Origin of the sequence: Actinomyces massiliensis 4401292 (genome assembly GCF_000269805.1) — a bacterium.
GTDB lineage: Bacteria > Actinomycetota > Actinomycetes > Actinomycetales > Actinomycetaceae > Actinomyces > Actinomyces massiliensis.
Genome location: NZ_JH711481.1, coordinates 994,699 through 1,013,283 on the forward strand (window position 1 = coordinate 994,699; position 18,585 = coordinate 1,013,283).

Annotated in this window: 18 protein-coding genes; 16 read left to right on the top strand and 2 right to left on the bottom strand. The window is 68.6% G+C overall.

Features of this window, described 5'->3' with window-relative positions; genetic code table 11:
• The first annotated feature begins 9 nt into the window (after positions 1-9).
• Positions 10-981, top strand: a complete 972-nt coding sequence (locus W5W_RS0104245) for a serine hydrolase domain-containing protein (protein WP_034498643.1) — start codon at positions 10-12, stop codon at positions 979-981.
• A gap of 367 nt (positions 982-1,348) precedes the next feature.
• Here the strand turns inward: W5W_RS0104245 and W5W_RS0104250 are convergent, their stop codons facing one another.
• Complete coding sequence (locus tag W5W_RS0104250; RefSeq protein WP_017194475.1) at positions 1,349-2,167, bottom strand: exodeoxyribonuclease III; 819 nt, start codon at positions 2,165-2,167, stop codon at positions 1,349-1,351.
• A 205-nt stretch (positions 2,168-2,372) separates the two neighbouring features.
• On the opposite strand from W5W_RS0104250, the gene W5W_RS0104255 reads away from it, so the two are divergent.
• The 11 genes from W5W_RS0104255 to W5W_RS0104310 all read left to right on the top strand — a co-directional run bounded on the left by W5W_RS0104255 (position 2,373) and on the right by W5W_RS0104310 (position 12,747).
• Positions 2,373-3,218, top strand: a complete 846-nt coding sequence (locus tag W5W_RS0104255; protein ID WP_008729692.1) for an SDR family NAD(P)-dependent oxidoreductase — start codon at positions 2,373-2,375, stop codon at positions 3,216-3,218.
• 121 nt (positions 3,219-3,339) lie between these two features.
• The gene (gene tpx / locus W5W_RS0104260) at positions 3,340-3,837 is read left to right on the top strand and encodes a thiol peroxidase (RefSeq protein WP_017194476.1); all 498 of its coding nucleotides are present in this window, start codon (positions 3,340-3,342) and stop codon (positions 3,835-3,837) included.
• Positions 3,838-4,088: 251 nt separating this feature from the next.
• Complete coding sequence (gene nrfH / locus W5W_RS0104270; RefSeq protein ID WP_017194478.1) at positions 4,089-4,586, top strand: cytochrome c nitrite reductase small subunit; 498 nt, start codon at positions 4,089-4,091, stop codon at positions 4,584-4,586.
• Between the two features lie 6 nt (positions 4,587-4,592).
• Complete coding sequence (locus W5W_RS0104275) at positions 4,593-6,200, top strand: ammonia-forming cytochrome c nitrite reductase subunit c552 (protein ID WP_017194479.1); 1,608 nt, start codon at positions 4,593-4,595, stop codon at positions 6,198-6,200.
• A 34-nt stretch (positions 6,201-6,234) separates the two neighbouring features.
• Positions 6,235-7,242 carry a tetratricopeptide repeat protein gene (locus W5W_RS0104280; RefSeq protein WP_017194480.1) on the top strand — a complete coding sequence of 336 codons (1,008 nt, stop codon included), beginning with the start codon at positions 6,235-6,237 and terminating at the stop codon, positions 7,240-7,242.
• A 4-nt stretch (positions 7,243-7,246) separates the two neighbouring features.
• Positions 7,247-7,936, top strand: coding sequence for a cytochrome c biogenesis CcdA family protein (locus tag W5W_RS0104285; protein WP_008729694.1), 690 nt, complete (start codon positions 7,247-7,249; stop codon positions 7,934-7,936).
• 13 nt (positions 7,937-7,949) lie between these two features.
• A complete protein-coding gene (locus W5W_RS0104290; protein ID WP_008729697.1) occupies positions 7,950-9,500 on the top strand; it encodes a cytochrome c biogenesis ResB family protein in 1,551 nt (516 codons plus the stop codon).
• A complete protein-coding gene (gene ccsB / locus W5W_RS0104295) occupies positions 9,493-10,422 on the top strand; it encodes a c-type cytochrome biogenesis protein CcsB (protein WP_008729698.1) in 930 nt (309 codons plus the stop codon). The genes W5W_RS0104290 and ccsB overlap by 8 nt, the downstream gene beginning before the upstream one ends.
• Positions 10,415-11,146, top strand: a complete 732-nt coding sequence (locus W5W_RS0104300; RefSeq protein ID WP_017194481.1) for a TlpA family protein disulfide reductase — start codon at positions 10,415-10,417, stop codon at positions 11,144-11,146. Before ccsB ends, W5W_RS0104300 begins: the two co-directional genes overlap by 8 nt.
• Before the next feature lie 106 nt (positions 11,147-11,252).
• Positions 11,253-11,822 (top strand): orotate phosphoribosyltransferase, encoded by a 570-nt coding sequence (gene pyrE / locus W5W_RS0104305; RefSeq protein ID WP_017194482.1) that lies wholly within the window; start codon positions 11,253-11,255, stop codon positions 11,820-11,822.
• A 160-nt stretch (positions 11,823-11,982) separates the two neighbouring features.
• Positions 11,983-12,747, top strand: coding sequence for a TrmH family RNA methyltransferase (locus W5W_RS0104310; protein ID WP_017194483.1), 765 nt, complete (start codon positions 11,983-11,985; stop codon positions 12,745-12,747).
• Between the two features lie 100 nt (positions 12,748-12,847).
• Here W5W_RS0104310 and W5W_RS0104315 read toward each other — a convergent pair whose 3' ends face one another.
• Entirely contained in the window at positions 12,848-13,663 is an 816-nt protein-coding gene (locus tag W5W_RS0104315) for an AraC family transcriptional regulator (protein WP_017194484.1), read from the bottom strand.
• 117 nt (positions 13,664-13,780) lie between these two features.
• Between W5W_RS0104315 and W5W_RS0104320 the strand changes: the two genes are divergently transcribed.
• The 4 genes from W5W_RS0104320 (at position 13,781) to W5W_RS0104335 (ending at position 18,282) form a co-directional block, all read left to right on the top strand.
• Entirely contained in the window at positions 13,781-14,353 is a 573-nt protein-coding gene (locus W5W_RS0104320) for a VOC family protein (protein WP_008729688.1), read from the top strand.
• A gap of 79 nt (positions 14,354-14,432) precedes the next feature.
• Positions 14,433-15,482 carry a class II fructose-bisphosphate aldolase gene (fbaA, locus tag W5W_RS0104325; RefSeq protein ID WP_008729680.1) on the top strand — a complete coding sequence of 350 codons (1,050 nt, stop codon included), beginning with the start codon at positions 14,433-14,435 and terminating at the stop codon, positions 15,480-15,482.
• A gap of 103 nt (positions 15,483-15,585) precedes the next feature.
• Complete coding sequence (locus W5W_RS0104330; RefSeq protein ID WP_238533246.1) at positions 15,586-16,752, top strand: hypothetical protein; 1,167 nt, start codon at positions 15,586-15,588, stop codon at positions 16,750-16,752.
• Positions 16,753-16,995: 243 nt separating this feature from the next.
• Positions 16,996-18,282 (top strand): adenylosuccinate synthase, encoded by a 1,287-nt coding sequence (locus tag W5W_RS0104335; RefSeq protein WP_029574071.1) that lies wholly within the window; start codon positions 16,996-16,998, stop codon positions 18,280-18,282.
• Positions 18,283-18,585 lie beyond the last annotated feature (303 nt).

Sequence of the window (18,585 nt, forward strand, 5' to 3'; positions counted from 1 at the left end):
CGGGTCTCCATGTTGTCCACTTCTCCGACGCCGATCACAGGCGGGGCCGCGCTCGCGGCGCTGCCCGCGCTCGCCCAGTTCGACTTCCCCGTGGCGATGATCGCCTCTGAGCTGACCGTGGATGGGCGCGTGCGCACGCTGGTCGAGGCGGGGCAGATCGATGAAGTCTTCCCGTTCGCCTCGGTGACCAAGCCGATTGTGGCCTGGAGTGCGCTGGTCGCCGTGGAACGTGGTCTGCTCGACCTGGATGCCCCGGCTGGGGCGGGCACGGCGCATAGCGCGGCTGGGGCGGGCACGGCGCATAACGCAGTTGGGGCGGGCACGGCGTCTGGCTCAACCCGGGCGATGCTGCCGGGCGCCACGGTGCGCCATCTGCTGGCGCACGCCAGCGGCATCGCCTTCGATTCCGATGCCGTCCTGGCCGCCCCCGGAACGCGGAGGATCTACTCCAACCGGGGCATCGAGATCCTTGGCGAGCGGCTCCAGGAGGCGACGGCGACGCCTCTTGAGCGGTGGGTCGAGACGACGGTGCTGGAGCCCCTGGGCATGTCCAGTGTGCTTGTACCGGGCTCGCCCGCGCACTCGGGCGAGGGCACTGCCCGCGACCTCGCCGTCTTCGCCGGTGAACTCGCAGCGCCACGGCTGATCAGCGCGAGCCTGGCGGCGGAGGCCACATCGGTCGTGTTCCCAGGTCTTGACGGCGTGCTGCCCGGCTACGGCAGGCAGGCGCCCAACGACTTCGGACTGGGCGTGGAGGTGCGCGGCCACAAGCACCCGCATTGGACGGGGAGGGCCGGCAGTCCGACTACCTTCGGGCATTTCGGCCAGTCGGGCTCTTTCATCTGGGTGGACCCGGAGGCCCGACGGCAGGCGGTCTTCCTGGGGGAACGGCGCTTCGCCGCCGTGCACAAGGATATCTGGCCCGATCTGTGTGACCAGATCCTCGCCCTTGAGGCGCCGGATTCCGCGGTTAACGGTTAACAGTCACGCCTCGGTGGTCCGCCGTGAGTCTGAGCGCTGAGGCTGCGCGAGACGTGTCGTTGTCCAGCTCCCGCCGGCGTTGGAGGTGGAGTGGAATGGTTCGAATCGTGACACCGCAGGCTCGGCCGGAGGCCGGTGACCCGCACACTCGATGACGACCTGCTGCGAGCAGAACCGCGGAATCATGCGGAAACCAATCGTCAGAGATGGTCGATGCGATGCTCCCATGTGCGCAGACCCCCTGGTATGCACACGGGAGCGCGGCGATCGATCGCAACTTCCGGTAAGGAATCCCATGATTTCAAGGGAAAGTCGTATTCCGCGTCGCGGACGAGAGCAAACGATGGCAAACGAGGGCGGTAAGGCGTCAGGCGAGATCGATGATGACGGGCACATGGTCGGAGGCGCCCTTGCCCTTGCGCTCGTCGCGGTCGATGGCCGCGCTCGATACGCGCGCGGCCAGGGCCGGTGAGGCGTAGGCGAAGTCGATGCGCATGCCCTCGTTCTTGGGGAAGCGCAGCTTCTGGTAGTCCCAGTAGGTGTAGTTGGTGACGCGCTCGCGGGTCACCTCGTGCATGCCCACCCCTTCGAAGGCCGCGAAGGCCTCCCGCTCCGGGGCCGAGACGTGGGTGGCGCCCTCGAAGGCCCCCATGTCCCACACGTCCTCGTCCCGCGGCGCCACGTTCCAGTCGCCAACCAGCGCCAGGGGCAGGGAGGGATCGGCCTCCAGCCAGGCACCGGCCGCGGCCCGCAGAGCTTCCAGCCACTCCAACTTGTAGGCGTAGTGAGGGTGGGTGAGTTCCCGGCCGTTGGGCACGTACAGGCTCCACAGTCGTACCGGGCGCGCACCCTCGGTCGAGTCCGCCCCGCCCACCGTGGCCCCCAGGGCGCGGGCCTCCACCACCGGCTCGGCATCGGGCTTGGCCGCCCAGGCGGGCTGGCCCGGGAAGGAGGTGACGACGTCGTCGATCCCCACCCGTGAGGCGATCGCCACCCCGTTCCACTGGTTCAGGCCATGAACCGCCAGCTCATAGCCCGCGGCCTCGAAGGGGGCGCGGGGGAACTGGTCGGGGCGGCACTTGATCTCCTGCATGGCCAGCGCATCAATGTTCGCGCGCTCCAGGAAAGCCAGGATGCGGTCGACGCGGGTACGGACGGAGTTCACGTTCCAGGTGGCCAGGCGCATGACTGCCAAGGGTAGTGGGGGAGGCCGGAGGGTGGGGCTGAGAGACCGATCTCGATGCGGAAGCGGACCGATCTCGACGCGGGTTGCGACCGATCTCGAGCCGGAGTACGACCGATCTCGGCGGGGCTGGCTATGAGGCTTGCGGGCATGCGGCACGCGGGGCGCGGTCGCGCGAGGCGGCCTTCGGGCTCGCTAGGCTCCTGCTATGGGAACCGCATTGATCACCGGCGCCACGTCCGGAATCGGGCTCGAGCTGGCGTGGCAGCTGGCGGAGGACCACCATGACCTGGTTCTGGTGGCGCGCAGCCGGGAGAGCCTGACCGCCGTGGCCGAGCAGCTCTGTCAGGTCGCCGGCGTCGGCGTCGAGGTGCTGCCCGCGGATCTGTCGACGTCCGAGGGTTTGAGCGCTGTCGCCGAGCGCCTGCGGCTGGAGCCCACCGTGGCGCGTGCGACGGCTTCGCCCGAGAGCCTCCGGGCGACCGAGGTCGCCGCCCGCCCCATCGACCTGCTCGTCAACAATGCGGGGTTCGCCGTCGGCCAGAGCTTCATCGGCGGCGATCTGGGTCAGGAGCGCCGCGCTCTGGCCGTCATGGTGAGTGCGGTCATGGAGCTCACGCACGCGGCATTGCCCGGCATGGTGGCGCGCGGGCACGGCGCCATCCTCAACGTCTCCAGCGTCACGGCGCTGACGGCCATGGGGACCTATGCCGCCCACAAGGCCTGGGTGCGGACGTTCACCGAGGGGCTCGTCTCGGAGCTGCGCGGCACGGGGGTGACGGCGACTGTGGTCAATCCGGGCCTGACCCGCACCGAGTTCCACGAGCGGGCCGGCATGGACGAGACGGCGTGGCCCGACCTCGCCTGGCTGCGGGCCGAGGACGTGGCGAGCGCCGCCCTGGACGCCGTACGCAGGGGGCAGGTCATCTGCACGCCGAGTGTGCGCTACCGGGCCGCCAACGCTGCGCTGCGAGCGGCCCCGCGCTGGTTCGTGCGTCGTGTGGCCGGGCACGGCAGCATGCGCGCGCGGTACTCACGAGGTGCTGAGGAGTAGTGCCGGCCCAGCCGATGCTCGCCTTCTCGCGCGGGTGCGATGGCTTGAGCTCCGGCTGGAGCACATAAAAAGGTCCTTTATCTCACTGGCGGCCGGATCCATCAAATGCCATGATAAGTCCATGGCATCCATCACCTTCCAAGGTTCTCCTGTTCATTCCATCGGCGAGCTGCCCGCTGTCGGCTCGTCCGCCCCGGCCTTCGAGCTGGTCGGCGCCGACCTCGGCCCGGTGTCCTCCGAGGCTCTGTCCGGCCGTCGCGTTGTGCTCAACATCTTCCCCTCGGTGGACACCGGCGTGTGCGCCACGAGCGTGCGCGAGTTCAACAAGCGCGCGGCCGGGCTCGAGAACACGACCGTCGTCTGCGTCTCCAAGGACCTGCCTTTCGCTCAGGCCCGCTTCTGCGGCGCCGAGGGGCTCGACGACGTCGTCACCGCATCGGCCTTCCGCTCCAGCTTCGGCGAGGACTACGGCGTCACCATGACCGATGGCCCGCTCGCCGGTCTGCTCTCGCGCGCCGTCGTCGTGCTCGATGCCGATGGCACGGTTCTCCACGTCCAGCAGGTTCCCGAGATCGCGGAGGAACCCGACTACGAGGCGGCTGTCGCCGCTCTGTCCTGACTCGTCCCGAGGACGGTCGAGGCCCGCACGGGCACGGCGGTCCGGGCTGCTGGCGCGAGTGCTCTTGCCGGCGACCCGGACCGCCTTCTGCGTCGACAGCCCCTGCTCGACGCGCAGGCGGGAGTGATGTGGGTCGCATGTTTTCTCGGTTTTAATGACGCTTTGTGTTATCCTTGGAGTGTCCGGTCTGCGTGCTCTCAATGACGATGCGCGGCACGACCGTGGCGGGAGCCGGTGCGAAGGAGGGCCGCATGAGACGTCTCATCATGTCGCTGTGGCGCGACTTCACGCATGCCTTCTCCGGATGGTCGGGGATCGTCCTGGCGGCGCTGCTGGGCGTCGTCCTGGGAGTAGGCCTGTTCACGGTGCAGTACTCGGGCGTCACCGACTACCTCGGCGACGACCCCGCCACCTGCGCGAACTGCCACGCCATGCGCGAGCAGTACGAGGGCTGGCAGAAGGGCAGCCACCATGACGTTGCCACTTGCAACTCCTGTCACGCGCCGCACGACGGCATCGTCCACAAGTACATCAACAAGGCGGACAACGGTTTCTGGCACTCGTTGAAGTTCACGTTCCAGAACTACCCGGAGAACATCCAGATCCGCGAGCACAATCGCGAGATCACCGAGGCCGCCTGTCTCTACTGCCACGCCGACTACGTGGACCAGGCCGTGAACAGCTCGACTCACAAGGGAGAGACGGTGTCGTGCATCCACTGCCACGACGGCGTCGGGCACGAGAGGTGATGTGCGATGAGTGGTAAGAACGATCAGAACGCCAAGAACGGTGCTGATCGCGAGGAACTCGCCATCGACGTGGAGGACTTGGAGGACCTCGACGACATCAAGGACCCCGACGACCCCGACGACCCCGACGACGCCGAGGAGGGCGCTCGCCGTGCCGGGAGGCGCGGGAAGCGCAGGAGTCGTACCCGGTGGGTCGGGCCGCGCAAGCGGTGGGTGCCGATCGCCGTCCTCGTCGTCGTCGCCATCGGGTCGGCGGCACTGACCTGGCTGCTGACCACGATCTTCGAGCACAAGCAGGAGGCGAAGTCCCCCTTCACCCAGGTCGTTCAGCTGACCGACACGACCTATGACCCGGCCGTGTGGGGGCAGAACTTCCCCATCCAGTACGAGCAGTACAAGAAGACCCGCGAGGACACCGACGGCGACTTCGTCGAGGTCGAGCCGACCGACGACGACCCGCGCGACTACCACACGACCTCCCGCATCGACATGGAGACCAGGGCGCAGCGGATGTGGCGCGGCTACGCCTTCGCGATCGACTACACCGAGCCCCGCGGCCACGAGTGGGCGCTCGAGGACCAGAAGAACACCAAGCGCAACAAGCCCCCCTTCAAGCAGCCCGGCACCTGCCTGAACTGCCACGCCTCGATGCCCGAGGTCTACGACGCGCTGGGCAACGGCGACCGCGAGGCCGGGTTCGATGCCATGAACGCGATGAGCTACGACGAGGCCGTCCAGCACGCCTCCTCGTCCATCGCCTGCATCGACTGCCACGACCCCCAGACCATGGAGCTGACGATCACCCGCCCGGCGTTCGTGGAGGGCATCAAGCAGGCCAAGGCCGCCGAGGGCGTCCCCGACTACGACGTCAACCGCGACGCCACCAACCAGGAGATGCGCACCTACGTGTGCGCGCAGTGCCACGTCGAGTACTACTTCGCCGGCGAGGGCAAGACCCTGACCTTCCCGTGGAAGAACGGCCTGACCGTCTACGACGCGATGAACTATTACGACGAGGTCGGCTGGACCGACTTCACCCACGAGGAGAGCGGCGCTCCGGCGCTCAAGGCGCAGCACCCCGACTTCGAGACCTGGTCGCAGGGCATCCACGCGGCCAACGGCGTCACCTGCGCCGACTGCCACATGCCGTACAACCGCGAGGGTGCGGCGAAGGTCTCGAATCACCAGATCATGAGCCCGATGGCCGACGACGACACGATCAACGCCTCCTGCCTCACCTGCCACCACTCGAGCGCCTCTGAGATGAGAGAACGTGTCGAGGGCATTCAGAGCCGTTGGCAGAGCTCGCTGGACGTGAGCTTCACGGCGCTCGATGCGCTGATCACCGACATCACCGCGGCTGCCGATAACGGCACGGCCACCGAGGAGCAGCTGACGTCGGCCCGCGACTACCAGCGCAAGGCCCAGTTCGTCGTTGACTACTCCTTCTCCGAGAACGGGCGCGGGTTCCACGCCCCGGCGTACTCGATCTCGATCCTCAACCAGGCGACCGACTGGGCGCGCTCCGGCCAGCTGGTGCTGCGCGGGGTCGAGGTCGACAACGGCGTCGCCCCCGCCGTCCAGGAACAGCACCTGCCGCGTGGTGAGAAGTGATGGGAGCGGGCGCGCAGGGGAGTGGTGCGAGGCGATGACGCCTGAGGGAAGCGGAACGGACCGCGAGGAGCTCGAGGCCTTCCTCGCCACCGCCCCGGAGCATCTCAAGGGCTGGGCCGGCGAGCAGCTGGCCCGGCTCGAGGCCCAGGGCGGCCCCGGTGAGGCTGCAGAAGCAGAAGCAGAGCTCGAGGCAGAAGCAGAGCCGAGGCGCTCCGACGGCGAGGACGGCGACGGCGGGCGGAAGGAGGCCGACGTCGAGGGGCCGTCCGACGACGAGCAGGAGGCCGACGTCGAGGACCTGCTGGACGATGATGAGGAGCGGGCCGCGCCCACGCGGGCCTCTCGGGACGCGAATAATCGCCGGCGCCCGGCGTCGAGGCTGCAGCAGAGGACCGGCGTCTCCCGGGTGAACCTGGTGCTGGTCATGCTCCTGGCCGCCGCCGCAGTCATCATCGTCAGGCAGATGGGGCTGATAGGGGCCACGGGGTCGAGCGAGGCCGGTGGCCAGATGACCGTGCCGGCCAATCACCCGATGGTGGGCGCCAGCGCCGACCCCTCCGCCATGGCGCAGATGGACCAGGCCGAGCCGGTCGACACCGACCTGGAGGCCGAGTTGAAGGCCGAGGCCGAGGCGGACTCCACCAACGTCTCGGCCCGCCAGCAGCTGGGCGTGATGTACCTCAAGGCGGACCTGTACCAGGACGCGATCACGTGGCTCCAGCAGATCCTCGACACCGACCCCGACAACCTCGACGCACTCCTGGCCATCGGCAGCGCGGAGTACCAGTCGAGCCAGTACGATGCCGCGGAGAAGCACTGGCGGCGCGTGACCGAGCTGGACTCCAGCGTCGCCGAGCCCTGGTACAACCTGGGGTTCCTCTACATGGCCAAGACCCCTCCGGAGACCGGGCGCGCGACCGAGTGCTGGAACAAGGTGCTCGAGATCGCCCCGGACTCTGACCTGGCGGCGGGCGTGCGCACTCACCTGAACCGCATCTCCTCCTCTCCCACGGCCGCACCCGCAGCCCCGACCGGAGGGTAGATGCATGGAGATCACGCTTCCGGTGGCCCTGATCGCAGGACTCGTCTCCTTCGCCTCGCCCTGCTTCCTCCCCATCGTCCCGGCCTTCGTCGGCCAGCTCGTAGGCGCTGGGCCCCAGCGGATGAGCGGACGCGCGGCCCTGGGCAACGCGCTGTGCTTCGTCGCGGGGTTCTCCGCGGTCTTCATCGCCCTGTGGGCCTCCATCGGCCTGATCGGGTGGTCGCTGGGCCCTTACTCGGTCTACGTCCGGATCGCCGGCGGAGCCGCTCTAGTCCTCATGGGCCTGCACGTGGCGGGGATCCTGAGTATCAGCCCGCTCAACGGCCTGGCCCGCGCCCCCATGCCGCAGGGAGGCGCGTCGCCCTTGCGCGCCGGGGTGATGGGCGTGGTCTTCGCAGCGGGCTGGACCCCGTGCATCGGGCCGATCCTCAGCGGCATCATCGCCCTGGCGACCATGAGCGCCACGGCCTGGTCGGGCGTCTCCCTCATGGTCGCCTACTGCCTGGGGCTGGGCCTGCCCATCGTCGCGGTCGCCCTCGGGTCCGCGCAGGTCACCAGGCGCTTCGACTGGTTCCGGCGTCATCACGTCGGGGTCTCGCTGGCGAGCGGAGGCCTGCTGGTGGTCGTCGGTTTTCTCATGATCGCCAACCTGCTCCCCAGGCTGGCCGGTATGGTCCCGGCTCTCGGGATCTGAGGAGAGGTAACGGATGAGCAACGACACCGAGCCTCGAGCTCCCCGGACGGACGGCGCCGCCCCGGTGGACGGCCTCGACGACCAGGCCGCACTCTCCCCGGGGCAGGTCCTGATGCAGGTGTACGCCTTCTTCTACAAGAAGTCCGTCGGCCTGGTCCTCCTCCTGCTGACGGGGCTGCTCTCGCTGCTGGGCGTGCTCTTCGCACAGATGCCGTCCGACCTCAAGAACGACCCGCAGGCCACCGCCCGATGGCTGGAGCAGGCGCGGCAGGTCTACGGCGGTTGGACCGACGTCCTCCACAAGGCCGGCGTCTTCCACATGTTCTCCTCGGTCCCGTTCCTGATCGTGATGGGGCTGCTCGCCGTGTCGATCATCGCGTGCACCGTGCACCGGCTTCCGATCATCTGGCGAGCCGCACGCCACCCCCGCATCAGGGTGACGACGCGGTTCTTCGACCGCGCCCGGCTCCGCTCCCGCTTCACCGCCCCGATCGGCGCCGAGAAGGCGTTCGAGATCGTATGCGCCGACGCCCGCAGGCACCGCATGCGGGTGATCACCCATGACAGGGGCCCCGGTCGCAACGCCTACATCGACCGCTTCCGCTGGGGACCATTCGGCACCGTTCTCGCTCACACCGCCTTCGTGATCATCATGGCCGGCTTCGTCGTCTCGTCCCTCACCGGCTTCCGCGACCAGCAGTTCACGCTGACCGTCGGCTATCCCAAGGAGGTCGGTCACGGCACCACCCTGACGGCCGAGGCCAAGGGCTTCCAGGACACCTACTACGACGACGGCTCCCCCAAGGACTACGTCGCCGACCTGGTGGTCTACGACGACGGCCGTCAGGTGGCCGGCCGGCAGGTGCGGGTCAACTCCCCCCTGTCCTACGACGGCGTCATGTTCCACCAGGCCTACTTCGGCGTCGCCGCCGTCCTGAGCATCACCGACTCATCCGGCACCGAGGTCTTTCACGACGGCGTCGCCCTGGAGCGGACCACCAAGGACAAGAAGCTCATCTATGGCCGTACCACTCTGCCCGACGGCAACACGCTCTTCGTCGTCGGGTCGGCCTCGGGCCAGACCGATACCGGCATCGAGCCCGGTCAGGTGGGGATCGAGATCTACGAGGGCGACGCCGGCGATCCCATCGACCGGACCACGCTCGACACGGGGGTTCCGACGTCCCTGGGGGGATACACCTTCACTTTCGAGCGGGAGCAGCAGTTCACCGGGATGACCGTCAGGAGGGACCCGGGAACCGGGATCGTGTGGCTCGGGTTCCTCCTGCTGTTCGTCGGCACCTGCATGACGATGCTCGCCAGGCACCGGCGGATGTGGGTGCGGGTGACCCGGACCGACGACGGGACCCTGGTCCAGATGGCCTCGCCGGACCGGCAGGACTCCGGGTTCACCAGGTTCTTCACGGACATGGCTGTGCGCGTCAGCAGCGACATGAGCGCTGCGGCCGGCGAGGCTCGCGGGGGCGACGACGCCGGCGAGAACGAGAGAAGCGATGAGAGAGACACGGCTCGCACCCACGAGAGGAACACCGCCGATGATTGAGTACTCCCAAGCCCTCCTGCTCATCACCACGACACTCGTCGCCGTTTCCACGATCGCCTACCTGGGCGCCTTCTTCGCGGTCCGGATGTCGGTGAGGGGAGCGGGCCCCGCCGCGGCCACCGCCGGGCAGACCGGAACGGTGATCATCAACACCGGCGACGGCGACCGGGTCGTGTCGGTGACCGGAGGCGTCCACCGCGCCCCGATCAAGCGGTTCACGGTCACCTGGTGGGCCGCCAAGTCGACGCAGATGAGCCTGGTGCTGCTGACCGGGTCGCTGGTCGCCCGCACGATCGCCACCGGCCACATGCCCTTCTCGAACCACTACGAGTTCGCCATCTCCTTCGCCTGGGGCATGATCCTCGCCCAGGTGTACTTCGAGTGGCGCTACCGGGTGCGCACCGTGTCGATCATCGTGCTGCCGGTGATCCTGGCGATGCTCATCTACGCCTCCACGCTGTCCTACCAGCCGAGCCCGCTCATGCCGGCGCTGCAGAACTCCCCGCTGCTCACTCTGCACGTGCTCACCGCCTCGATCGGCTACGGCGCGTCGGTGGTCTCCTTCGCGGCCGCGCTCATGTACCTGCTCGCGCCCCACGTGAGGTGGAAGGGCTGGCCCAGGGAGGAGGTGCTCGACGACCTCGGCTACAAGGCCACGGTGGTCACCTTCCCCATGCTGACGCTCATGCTCATTCTGGGGGCGATCTGGGGCAATGTCGCCTGGGGGCGCTACTGGGGCTGGGATCCCAAGGAGACCGCCGCCCTGGTCACCTGGCTGATCTACGGCGCCTACCTGCATGCGCGGGTGACACGCGGCTGGCGCGGGTCGAGGTCGGCGTGGCTTCTCATCCTCGGCTTCTGCGCCGTCATCTTCACCTACCTGGGCAATCTTTTCTTCGGAGGTCTGCACTCCTATGCCTGATCTGCCCGAGCCCGACGGGCCCGCTGAGCCCGATAAGGTCGACAAGGTTGGCGAGTCTGCTGAGCCCGATAAGGTCGACAAGGTTGGCGAGTCTGCTGAGCCCGACGAGGCCGGGCCTGTCGACGAGCCCGCCTGGCGGGCCCGCCTGCGCCGCTCCGGCTTCGGCCAGATCGCCGTCGTCCTGGTGACGTCCTTCGCCATCGCCATCACGGCCTGGTGGGTGGTCAGGCCGTCCGCGACCGAGGAGCCCCGCGCCGAGACGGCCGTCGTCACCCAGGTGGACATCGAGGGGGTCCAGAGTGCGCCGGTGGCGGGGGACGCGGCCCCCGCCTTCGAGGGAGCCGACATCAAGGGCGGGCCCGTATCGCTGGCCCAGATGCGGGGAAAGCCAGTGTGGCTCATGTTCGTCGCCACCTGGTGCACGGGCTGCCGCACCGAGATGCCCGACGTCAAGGACGCCGTCGCCGCCTACGGAGACGACATCCAGCTCGTCGTCGTCTACACCGGGGAGAGCGTCTCCACCGTGCGCTCCTACGCCGATCGCGTCGGCAACGACTTCACCCAGGTGGCCGATGAGAGCCAGGCGATCTCCGCCTCGTACGGAGTCATGGGCGTGCCTTCGCACGTCTTCATCGACGCCGACGGCGTCGTCCACCAGGTGCAGGTCGGCCTGCTGTCCTCCGACCAGATGGCCCGGGCGATCGAGGAGGTCAAGGCTGGCTGAGCCCCCGCATCGACATCGGTCCGGTTCGGCGCCGAGATCGATCCGAAGCGCCCGCGGAGCCTCGTAGTCCCACCCGCTCCGGGATGCAATCATCTAGCCTGGTGGCGTGACAACGAACGACTCCCCGCGCGCCCGCCTCGCCCAACTCGTCGCCGACCTCGCCGTCGTGCGCGGCAGGGTCACCCTGGCCTCCGGCGTCGAATCCGATTTCTACGTCGATATGCGCCGAGCGACCCTGCACCGCAGCGCCGCTCCTCTCATCGGCCATGTCATGCTCGACATGCTCGAGGAGGCCGGTCTGAGCACGGATGACGTCGACGCCGTCGGGGGTTTGACCATGGGGGCGGATCCGGTGGCCACCGCCATGCTCCACGCCGCCGCGTCGCGCGGCCTGGGGCTCGACGCCTTCGTCGTGCGCAAGGCCGTTAAGGATCACGGTATGAGGCGCCGCATCGAGGGGCCGGAGGTCGTCGGTCGCCGCGTGGTCGTCCTGGAGGACACCTCGACCACCGGCGGCTCTCCGCTGGAGGCGGTCGAGGCGCTGCGCGAGGCCGGCGCGAACGTGCTGGCCGTGGCCGTCGTCGTCGATCGCGATACCGGCGCGCGCGAGCGCATTGAGGCAGCGGGCCTGCCCTACCACGCCGCGCTGGGACTGGCCGACCTGGGGCTGGGTTGAGCCGCTTCGCCCGGTTCTGTCCAGTTCGGAGGCATAGCGCCATTCCCGACGACGGCGGTAGAGCAGGGATTCGCATGGTTTCAAGGACAGCGGTCATGTCTCGAGCCCACTCGCCGCTCCTAAACCGCCGTGATGGACAGGGGCGGGCAGAAGCGCAATCATGACGCACAACAGCAGCCGGTTCCGCGCGCAGCAACCGGCGAGTGCCGACGATCCGGGGGACGCCGCCGATCTTCCCGAGGGGGAGCACCGGACTGAGAGCCGAGTCCGGCTCAGCCCGCTGGATCGTGATGCCCCGGCCGACCGGCGCGAGACCGGCGTGGGTCCCTGGCCCGGCGGCCCCGAGGCGTGGCCGATCGATCCCCGTTACGCCCCCGAGCTCCTGGCGGAAGGAGACCGGCGCAATGTCGTCGATCGCTACCGCTACTGGAGCGTCGAGGCGATCCGCGCCGATCTCGCCTCCCGCGCGCACCCGCTGCACGTGGCCATCGAGAACGTCAGCCAGGACCTCAATATCGGCTCGATCGTGCGCACCGCCAACGCCTTCAACGTCGCCGGCGTCCATATCATCGGCCGACGCCGCTGGAACAAGCGCGGCGCCATGGTCACCAACCGCTACCTCGATGTGCGCCATCACCCCGAGCCCGACGAGCTGCTCGCCTGGGCCTCCGGGGCGGGCTACGAGGCCATCGCCATCGACAACGGCCCCGGTTCGCGGCCGTTGGAGGGCGAGCCCCTGCCCGAGCGCTGCCTCATGGTCTTCGGAAGCGAGGGGGAGGGGATCGGACCGGCGCTGCTCGCGGGGTGCTCCCGTCTGCTGCGCATCGGCCAGTACGGCTCCACGCGCTCCATCAATGTGGCTGCCGCCGCCGCTGTCGCCATGCACGCATGGATACTCCAGCACGGCGGCCCGGCTCCGGATTGAGGCTGAGGCTGAAGCTGAAGCGCAGAACCGGGCTGCGCGGTCCCGGTCGGCGACCGCCCACGAGACATCGAGGCGTCATCAATCGGAAGTGATGGAGTGATCAGGGCCGGTCATGCGCGCCGAGACTGTGCCGGTAGGAGCTCGGCGCGAACCCCAGCACGCGCCGGAAGTCGGCGCTCAAATGGGCGTGATCGGAGTACCCCAGGTCGGCCGCCACGTGGGCGACGGTCAGGTCGGGCTCCTCGCGCAGACGCCTGGCGGCCTCCTGCAGCCGGTACCGGCGGATGACGGCCAGCGGGGCCAGTCCGATGAAGCGCTGGGCGAGACGCTGGACGCCGCGCACCGAGATCCCCAGGCGCTCGGCCACCTGCGGGACCCTGACGATCGTGCGGTCGGAGGCGATCAGGTCCTCCATGGCATTGGCCAGGGCCCCGTCCTGACTGGGAGCCGGGAGGCGCGCGGCCGCCCACTGCCCCAACTCCCGGGCTGCGCACCGGCGGCCGGCCCTCTCCTCGGCGCGGCTCATGGCATTGGCGACGGCGAGATGCAGATCGGGCTCGTCCAGAACCAGCTGATCGTCCTGGATGAGGCGCGGATCGGAGTGCAGGTGGGCCAGCGCGGCGGGCCGCAGCAGGGCGCCGACGGCCCAGCCGGTCCCGCTCAAGTCGCGGTGAGAGACCCGGGTGGCCGGACCCGCCAGGATGACGCCGTCGGGTTCGACGACGAGGTTCGAGGCAGGGAAGGGCAGGATCTCCTGCCGGGAGACAATGCCCTCGGGCAGGCTCCAGCGCGGGATCCACAGCCAGCGGATGAGGTCCTCCAGACCCGTCGGCGCGGGTTCGCGGTGGAAGGTCGGCAGCCGGCGCGGGTAGAGGATGCCGCGCCCGTCCTCCAGCTCGACCGTGCTGCCGATCATGCGCTCCCCGGTGCTCCTGTTACTCCTGCACTGCTCACTACTGCTGTGCGATTCGGGCGCCTGAACCTGTCGCGAATCTTCAAGTCCGACGCGCCCGCCCCAGCCTACGGTCGATCCATGGATGACAACGCTTCGCAACGCGCTCAGGATGTGGATGGCTCCGCACTCGGCGTCTCCGGCCGGCACACCACTGACGGCATCCCCCACGGCTCGACGAGCCTGACCCCCTTCCTGGTCATCGAACGGGCGGGAGAGGCCATCGACTTCTACACGGAGGTCTTCGGCGCCCGCCTGGTGGACGCCACCCGCATCGACGGCGCCGTGGTGCACGCCGAACTGGACCTGGGCAACGGCAAGTTCCAACTCGGCGAGCCCAGCCCCGCCTTCGGCACGGTGCCCGCCCCCGGCGGTGAGGGCGCCTGCTACTCCCTCGGCCTGTACTGCGCCGACGTCGATGGCGTCTTCAGCCGTGCCGTCGCGGCCGGGGCGACGGTGCGCGAGGCCCCGGCCACCTTCGTCTCCGGCGACCGTTACGCCTCGGTGCGCGATCCTTTCGGGGTGCGCTGGACCATCATGTCCCGTGTGGAGGACCTGTCCGAGGCCGAGAGCGCGCGACGGGTCGAGCAGTGGGCGACTGAGCAGATGGCTGAAACTCGGGAACTCGGGAACTCAGCCGAAACGGGACCATGATCCGGTACACGGTCTCTCCGATCCGTGGAACAATCAGTCTCACACCACTGCCCATTCACTGACTATCAGGAGGCACTCAGTGGCTATTGCAACCCCGGAGTCCTACGCCGACATGCTCGATCGCGCGAAGGCCGGCAAGTACGCCATCCCCGCGATCAACGTCACCTCGTCGCAGACTCTCTCCGCCGCTCTCAAGGGCTTCGCCGATGCCGAGTCCGACGGCATCGTCCAGGTCTCCAACGGTGGTGCCGCGTACTGGTCCGGCTCGTCCCGCGCCGATCGCGTCAAGGGCTCACTCGCCCTGTCCGCCTACGCCTACTCGGTGGCCGACCTCTACCCGGGCGTCGTCGCCCTTCACACCGACCACTGCCCGCGCAAGCTTGTCGACACCTGGCTCAAGCCACTCCTTGAGATTGAGATCGAGCAGGCCAGGCGTGGCGAGCCCACCGCCTTCCAGTCCCACATGTGGGACGGTTCCGCCGAGACGCTCAAGGACAACATTGAGATCGCCGTCGAGCTGCTGGCGATGAGCAAGAAGGCCAACACCATTCTCGAGATCGAGATCGGCGCCGTCGGTGGTGAGGAGGACGGCATCAAGGGTGAGGAGAACGCCAACCTCTACACCACGGCCGACGACGCCTGGGCCGCCGTCGAGGCCCTCGGCCTGGGTGAGAACGGCCGCTACACCACGGCGCTGACCTTCGGCAACGTGCACGGCGCCTACAAGCCCGGCCACGTCAAGCTCCGCCCCGAGCTCCTCGGCGAGATCCAGGACGAGGTCGCCAAGCGCCTCGGCGACCGCCTGGCCACCAAGGTGGGGGACAAGTCCTCCCCGTTCGACCTGGTCATGCACGGCGGATCCGGCTCCACCGCCGAGGAGATCGCCACGGCCGTGCGCAACGGCGTCATCAAGATGAACGTGGACACCGACACCCAGTACGCCTTCACGCGTCCGGTCGCCGACCACATGCTCAAGCAGTACGACGGCGTCCTCAAGATCGACGGCGAGGTCGGCAACAAGAAGGCCTACGACCCGCGCGCCTGGGGCAAGGCTGCCGAGAACGGCATGGCCGCCCGCGTCGTCGAGGCTTGCGAGCGTCTCGGCTCCGTCGGCTCCGCCAAGCGCTGAGGCCGGCCGCATCGAGATAGACATTTTCGGACGAGGTAGACGGTGATACCGTCGATCTCGTCCGAAAATGTCTATCTCGACACTTGTCACATGGGGGTGGGGTGTGAGAACGACTCTGAGGACGGGCGGGGCCGACGGGCCCCGGCTGGAGCTGCATCGTTCGACCGGCTCCAGGATCGCGGCCCTGGTGCTCCTCGTCCTTGCCCTGCTCCTCCTGGGTGTTATGGGCCTGCGCGCCTTCTCCGGTCCCTTCAACCAGGACAGCCGGGACTCGTTCTGGATGGTCGCCATCTACCTCGCGGCTCCCATGGCGCTGCTGGCGATCAATATGCTCCGACGCCGGACGGTGCTCAGCGCGCGCGGCATTGAGATGCGCCGCCTGCTGTGGACCGAGCGCCGGCCGTGGCCGGCGACGCCGTCGGGCTTGACGCTCTCCGCGCACATGCTCAACGGCCGGGTCGGTGGGAACCGGATTGAGTGGTACCGGCTGGCGCTGGTTGACGGCATGCCGGGTGAGCTCGTCAGGCTGCCGGGATGCGTCTTCACCGGGATAGGGCGGTTCAACCGCGACGTCTCGGACCAGGCGCGCATGGCCCTGAAGGACATATGGGAGTGTGCACAGCGGCAGGGATGGATCGTCTCGGACCCGCGAACCGTCGCAGTGGACCCGAGACTGGTGGAGGCGCGGGCGGCTGCGTCTGCGGCACGGGTGGCGAGTCGTCCACTGGCCTACCGTGCGCCCGCCTGGCGCCGGAGCTGGGAGTACCTGTGCGACAGGGGGCTGTTCCTCGTCTGCCTGGGCGTGTTCCTCATCATGCTCGGGGTCACGTTCCTGGTCGCCCCCGGCCCTGAGACCCCGAGTGCATTCCACGCGGTGCTCCTCCTACTGGGGGCGCTGGTGACTCTGGGCTGGGCCGCGAGAAGGCTGAGCCCGTACCTGCGCGCAACGGTCGTCGACCGCGAGGGGATCCGCGCCGGCGGGAAGCGTCTCGAATGGCCGCAGTCCCGCTCCGACCTGTATGTGGCCGGCGGCCAGGTGGTCCTGGTCTCCTATGACGGATATGCGTGCCCGCTGCCGGGCACCGGTGGCCTGCACCCGGACCTCGAGCGGCGCGAGGCGGTGGCCGCGGCGCAGTGCGAGGAGATCTGGTGCTGGGGCTTGGCCCACGGGGTCGTCGGCGGCGGGCACTACGTTCGCCTGAGGCAGGCCGACGCTCAGCGCGAGCGCGAGATCTTCGAGGCGCGCGCCGGCATGGCCCGGCGGCGCTGAGGCCCGAGAACCTCGTATGTGCGACGGGGTCCAAGCGGCGGCTCCGGCGTGTCCATACACGAGTCCGGTGACAAGCCCGCCTTGCTGTCGGAGTGATTGCAGGTCGCACCGGTCGTCACGTCGGGAGTCGAGGGCTTGCGGCTCGGGCCCGCTCGCAACCCGCCCACGAGCCTCCTGCTCTTCGGTAGACTGATATGCGGCGCGGATGCCTCCCGCGTCGTCATCACAACAGGGGAGAAGCCCATGCCAGCCGTCGTCGTTGTCGGGACCCAGTGGGGGGACGAGGGGAAGGGCAAGGCGACCGACCAGCTCGGCCAGGACGTCGACTACGTCGTCAAGTTCAATGGCGGCAACAATGCCGGACATACCGTCGTCATCGATGGCGAGGCGTTCGCCTTCCACCTCCTGCCCGCGGGCGTGCTCACCCCCGGCGTCACGCCCATGATCGGCAACGGCGTGGTCGTGGACCTGGAGGTGCTCTTCAGCGAGATCGCCGAGATCGAGGCGCGCGGCCGGGACGCCTCATCCTTGCGCATCTCCGCCGGCGCGCACCTCATCCCCTCCTACAACCGGGTGCTGGACCGCACCATCGAGCGCTTCCTCGGCTCCCGTCAGCTCGGCACCACCGGTCGCGGTATCGGACCCACCTATGCGGACAAGATGAACCGCGTGGGTCTGCGCATCCAGGACCTCTTCGACGAGTCGATCCTGCGTCAGAAGGTCCATTCCGCGCTCGACCAGAAGAACGGTCTCTTCCTCAAGGTCTTCAATCGGCCGGCCATCGACCCCGATGAGGTCGCCGACGAGCTGCTCTCCTACGCCGATCGCGTGCGCCCCATGGTCGTCGACTGCTCCCTGGTCCTCAACGACGCGCTGGACGCCGGCAGGACCGTCCTGTTCGAGGCCGGTCAGGCGACGATGCTGGACATCGACCACGGCACCTACCCCTTCGTCACCTCCTCCAACCCCACCGCCGGCGGCGCCTGCACCGGCACCGGCGTGGGCCCGACCCGCATCGACTCCGTCATCGGCGTCGTCAAGGCGTACACGACTCGCGTGGGGGAGGGACCCTTCCCCACTGAGCTGGACGGCGCCATGGGTGAGCGCCTGCGTTCCGAGGGCGGCGAGTACGGCGTCACCACCGGGCGGCCGCGCCGTTGCGGCTGGCACGACGCCGTCGTCACCCGCTACGCCGCCCGCGTCAACGGGCTCACCGACCTGGTGATGACCAAGCTCGACGTCCTGACCGGCCACGAGACCATCCCGGTGTGCGTGGCCTACGACGTCGATGGCGTGCGCACCGACGAGATGCCGCTGACCCAGACCGACTTCCACCATGCCGAGCCGATCTACGAGGAACTGCCCGGCTGGGCCGAGGACATCACCGGCGTGCGCGCCTTCTCCGATCTCCCGCAGGCCGCCCAGGACTATGTGACGCGCATCGAGGAGCTCGCCCGCACGCGGGTTTCCGCCATCGGCGTGGGGCCGGGGCGCGAGGCCACCATCGTGCGCCACCCGCTGCTGGGTTGACCGGACCGGCTGAGCTGGCTCTGCCGGTTGGGCTGACCGGGCTGGCTGGGCCGACTCTGCTGATCTCGCAGGGTTCGGCTGGCGCGCTGCTGGGCTTTCGGCGTCATGATCCATGTCGTGGCGCATATCATGTGCGTTGGCCTGCCAGGGGTCACGGAGCGCGCTTTCGCAGCGGCCGTCATGCGGCGGATTTTCAACGTTTCCGGGCGTTCTTAAGTGCTTCGTATGGATTATGACGGGTTCGTGTGCGTCGATTTATATGCAGGTTAGACTCGCCTAGCCCGCGATTTGCTGGCTCTTCAT

Coding starts and splice junctions, on each gene's coding strand:
- W5W_RS0104245 (WP_034498643.1), top strand. CDS start 10: ATGTTGTCCACTTCTCCGACGCCGATCACAGGCGGGGCCGCGCTCGCG.
- W5W_RS0104250 (WP_017194475.1), bottom strand. CDS start 2,167: ATGCGCCTGGCCACCTGGAACGTGAACTCCGTCCGTACCCGCGTCGAC.
- W5W_RS0104255 (WP_008729692.1), top strand. CDS start 2,373: ATGGGAACCGCATTGATCACCGGCGCCACGTCCGGAATCGGGCTCGAG.
- tpx (WP_017194476.1), top strand. CDS start 3,340: ATGGCATCCATCACCTTCCAAGGTTCTCCTGTTCATTCCATCGGCGAG.
- nrfH (WP_017194478.1), top strand. CDS start 4,089: ATGAGACGTCTCATCATGTCGCTGTGGCGCGACTTCACGCATGCCTTC.
- W5W_RS0104275 (WP_017194479.1), top strand. CDS start 4,593: ATGAGTGGTAAGAACGATCAGAACGCCAAGAACGGTGCTGATCGCGAG.
- W5W_RS0104280 (WP_017194480.1), top strand. CDS start 6,235: ATGACGCCTGAGGGAAGCGGAACGGACCGCGAGGAGCTCGAGGCCTTC.
- W5W_RS0104285 (WP_008729694.1), top strand. CDS start 7,247: ATGGAGATCACGCTTCCGGTGGCCCTGATCGCAGGACTCGTCTCCTTC.
- W5W_RS0104290 (WP_008729697.1), top strand. CDS start 7,950: ATGAGCAACGACACCGAGCCTCGAGCTCCCCGGACGGACGGCGCCGCC.
- ccsB (WP_008729698.1), top strand. CDS start 9,493: ATGATTGAGTACTCCCAAGCCCTCCTGCTCATCACCACGACACTCGTC.
- W5W_RS0104300 (WP_017194481.1), top strand. CDS start 10,415: ATGCCTGATCTGCCCGAGCCCGACGGGCCCGCTGAGCCCGATAAGGTC.
- W5W_RS0104310 (WP_017194483.1), top strand. CDS start 11,983: ATGACGCACAACAGCAGCCGGTTCCGCGCGCAGCAACCGGCGAGTGCC.
- W5W_RS0104315 (WP_017194484.1), bottom strand. CDS start 13,663: ATGATCGGCAGCACGGTCGAGCTGGAGGACGGGCGCGGCATCCTCTAC.
- W5W_RS0104320 (WP_008729688.1), top strand. CDS start 13,781: ATGGATGACAACGCTTCGCAACGCGCTCAGGATGTGGATGGCTCCGCA.
- W5W_RS0104335 (WP_029574071.1), top strand. CDS start 16,996: ATGCCAGCCGTCGTCGTTGTCGGGACCCAGTGGGGGGACGAGGGGAAG.